This is a genomic window from Microbacterium sp. H6 (assembly GCF_003314775.1).
Lineage (GTDB): Bacteria > Actinomycetota > Actinomycetes > Actinomycetales > Microbacteriaceae > Microbacterium > Microbacterium oxydans.
In genome coordinates, this window is the sequence record NZ_QOAY01000016.1 from 1 (window position 1) to 2,823 (window position 2,823).

General features: G+C 70.4%; 4 protein-coding genes and 1 pseudogene. 1 reads left to right on the forward strand and 4 read right to left on the reverse strand.

All coding sequences use genetic code 11. From position 1 onward, the window contains the following. Nucleotides 1–251: pseudogene (locus DSP71_RS00630) on the forward strand (glutaminase); the annotation flags it as partial. 1 nt (nt 252) lies between these two features. Here DSP71_RS00630 and DSP71_RS00635 read toward each other — a convergent pair. From DSP71_RS00635 to DSP71_RS21775, 4 genes are all read right to left on the reverse strand, one after another. Then, on the reverse strand, nt 253–969 hold the full coding sequence (locus DSP71_RS00635) for a glutamine amidotransferase-related protein (RefSeq protein ID WP_113680105.1): 717 nt from the start codon (nt 967–969) through the stop codon (nt 253–255). Between the two features lie 40 nt (nt 970–1,009). After that, nucleotides 1,010–1,750 (reverse strand): substrate-binding domain-containing protein, encoded by a 741-nt coding sequence (locus DSP71_RS00640; RefSeq protein WP_113680106.1) that lies wholly within the window; start codon nt 1,748–1,750, stop codon nt 1,010–1,012. 10 nt (nt 1,751–1,760) lie between these two features. Continuing rightward, on the reverse strand, nt 1,761–2,072 hold the full coding sequence (locus DSP71_RS00645; protein WP_113680107.1) for a hypothetical protein: 312 nt from the start codon (nt 2,070–2,072) through the stop codon (nt 1,761–1,763). Continuing rightward, the coding region (locus DSP71_RS21775; protein ID WP_396652039.1) for a hypothetical protein at nt 2,072–2,823 on the reverse strand (752 nt) is incomplete at its 5' end. The genes DSP71_RS21775 and DSP71_RS00645, both read right to left, overlap by 1 nt.

The window sequence follows — 2,823 nt, forward strand, 5'->3', positions numbered from 1 at the left end:
CCGAGTCGGCCAGGGAGCGGGCGGAGCGCAGGGCCGAGGCGCTGCGCGGCGGCTTCGACGAGGGCGATGTCGTGCATGTGGGATGGAGTGTCGTCGACGTCGACGCCGTGGACGCCGGAGGTTCATCCGGTCCGCTCGCTCAGGTCGACGGCGTGCCCTCCGTGCGCTGGAGCACCGCGGGAGGATTCATGCCGTTGGAGGCATACCTGCGCGAGCGCGTACCGCTGCTCCGCGACTCGGCGTCGAGCTGATTCAGGCGAAGGTCTCGGCGAAGCGTCGCAGCAGGGCCGCACCCTCGGTGACCGAGGCTGCGAGAACCTGCTGCTGCACGGCGTCGAACTCGTCGGGGTCGAAGTAGCCGGTGGTGCGGTAGAACGTCATCCGGTCGGCGAAATCGCGAGGCGTGGGCTCTGGGTGGAACTGAGCGGCGTAGAGATGCGTGCCCACGCGGTACGCCTGCACGGGGCAGGCCTCGTTCGTGGCCAGCAGCACGGCGCCGGGCGGGGTCGCCGCCGCGCTCTCCTTATGGGCCGTGAAGACCGTCAGAGCGGAGCCGCTGGGTCCGAACACCGGATCGGCCGCGCCCGCCTGCGTGGTCTCGATGACCGTGGCGCTCGCGGGCTCCGGAGTATCGGTCACCACCTCGCCGCCGAGCATGCGGGTGACGACACCGATGCTGAAGCAGGTGAAGAACACCGCGACCTCGGCGGCCATCGCCGCGTCGGCCAGCATGCGGAGGTCGGCCTCGACGCGAAGCTGCTCGGCGGACTTCACCGCATCGGAGACGTTGAACGGCGAGCCCCCGACGACGATGCCGCGATATCCCCGCAGGCGTTCCATCGGCAACGCCGCGTGCAGCAGATCGAGCCGGTCGACCACGTCGACGCCCAGCGCCCGACGGAAGGAGGCATGCTCGGCATCCGCCGCCCCGGTCTCGGGTCGCACGCAGACGTAGAGAAGCGAGGCCATCAGGAGATTCTAGCGAGCGCGCGTGGCCCAGCAGACGCGGTCACCGCGAGGAGTTCGCCGTGCGACCGCGGACGATGCCCACGAATGTCTCGACGTCGGCCGTGGTGCGCTCTCGCGGCCACACCAGCGCGACGGTCGAGGTCGGTCCGTGCGCGAGGACGCGGTGATCGGCGTCCTTGCGATGGTGCAGACGCGCGAGAGACATCGGGACGACGACGATGCCGACGCCGGATGCCGCCGTCGCGATCGCCTCGTCGGTGGGAAGGGGATCGAAGGTCGCCGGGACAGTCCCCGGGAACACGGGAGAACCCAGGACATCGTCGGTCAGCGCGATCACGACCTCGCCTTCGAGGTCGGCCGCGGTGAGCTGCTCCGCGGCCATCAGATGCGAATCGACCGCTGCGACGACGACCGGGACCTCGTCGTACAGGGGGATGATGTGCAGCGACTCGTCGGTGAGGGGCAGACGAAGGAGCGCCGCATCGACGCGGTCGAGTGCATCGCGCTGGGCGGCCGGGTCGATCGTCACGAGCTCGAGCGGCACACGCGGCATCCGCTGCTTCCAGGCGTCGATCCACTTGCCGGGGGTCGCGCCGGGCACAGCGCCGAGGCGGAAGGTGCGCGGCGCTTCCGGTTCGGGCTGCGGGGCATCGAAGACGACCTTGGAGGTGGGCTTCTTCGGCTTCTGCGGGGGATACCGCTCCGCGGGCGCTGCCTTGTTTCGGCGTACCGGTGTTCCGCGGCCTGTGCCCTTCGCGGGGCGTCTTCCCTGGTTCGCCATGCGGTCAAGGCTACTCGGCGGGAGTGCCCGGCACCTCCGTCGGCGCAGCAGGGCTCTTGGTGGAGAGCTTCCGCTGCGCGCGACGGACGAGTCCGGCGGCTCCGCCGACCAGGAGCAGCACGCCGACGGTCAGGAGCGCGACCGTGACGGCGGCCGTCGGGGTGAGGGCCAGCAGGGCGTCGGCGGCTGCATCGCGGCGGTCGGCGTCTGCCAGCATCCAGAGGGCTGTCGCCGAGATCGCGGCGAACAGGAGCCCCCAGATGATGGCCGCCCAGCGGGTGCGGGGCACGGCGGTGGTCTCGGTGATCGACGGAACGCTCATCACTGGTCTTCCTTCGCGGGCTCGGCGACGGTGATGGAGATGTCACCGCTGTTCTGATCGAGGGTGATCGGTTGGATGGTCGTCGGGGAGGCGGTGTCGGCCGAGATGCTCTGCACGATCACCGCCTCCTCTCCTGCGCGCTCGTCTCCGTCACGCGTGCCGAGCCATGTGCCGGAGTCGACGATCGTTCCCGAGTCGCCCTCCACGCGGGTCCAGGTCACGGATGCCGTGTCCACCGTCGCTCGGAGCTGCAGCTCGACGCCGGGATCGACATAGATGTACGTCCCCCCGGAGGACTTCTCGATCACGATCGGTCGCGGCGCGCCGTCGTGCTGATAGAGGGTGACGGAGAGGTCGCCGAACGGCTGACGGATGTGCTGCTCGCGGCTGTTGGTGATCGAGGCCCATCCGAAGGTCAGGCCCTGCAGCGTGGAGAACGCCCCGGCCACGAGTCCGCCGACGAGGGTGATGACCGTCACGAAGGCCAGGAAACCGCTGCGCCGACGGAACGCCCCGGCGACGATCATCCCGAGCGCGAGGATCAGGGCTGCGGCGAGGAGGCCGAGAGCTCCACCGAGCTGGGCTGCGCCGGTCGCCAGTCCCACGGCAGCACCGGTGATGATCGCGAGCCCCACCATCGTCGCCACGAACGCGAATCCGGCGCGCGGGTTCGACTCCCGGCGGATGCGACGGCGTTCGGCGGCTTCGGCGGCGAACACGGCGGCCTCGGCCTGGCGCTCACGGCGCAGCT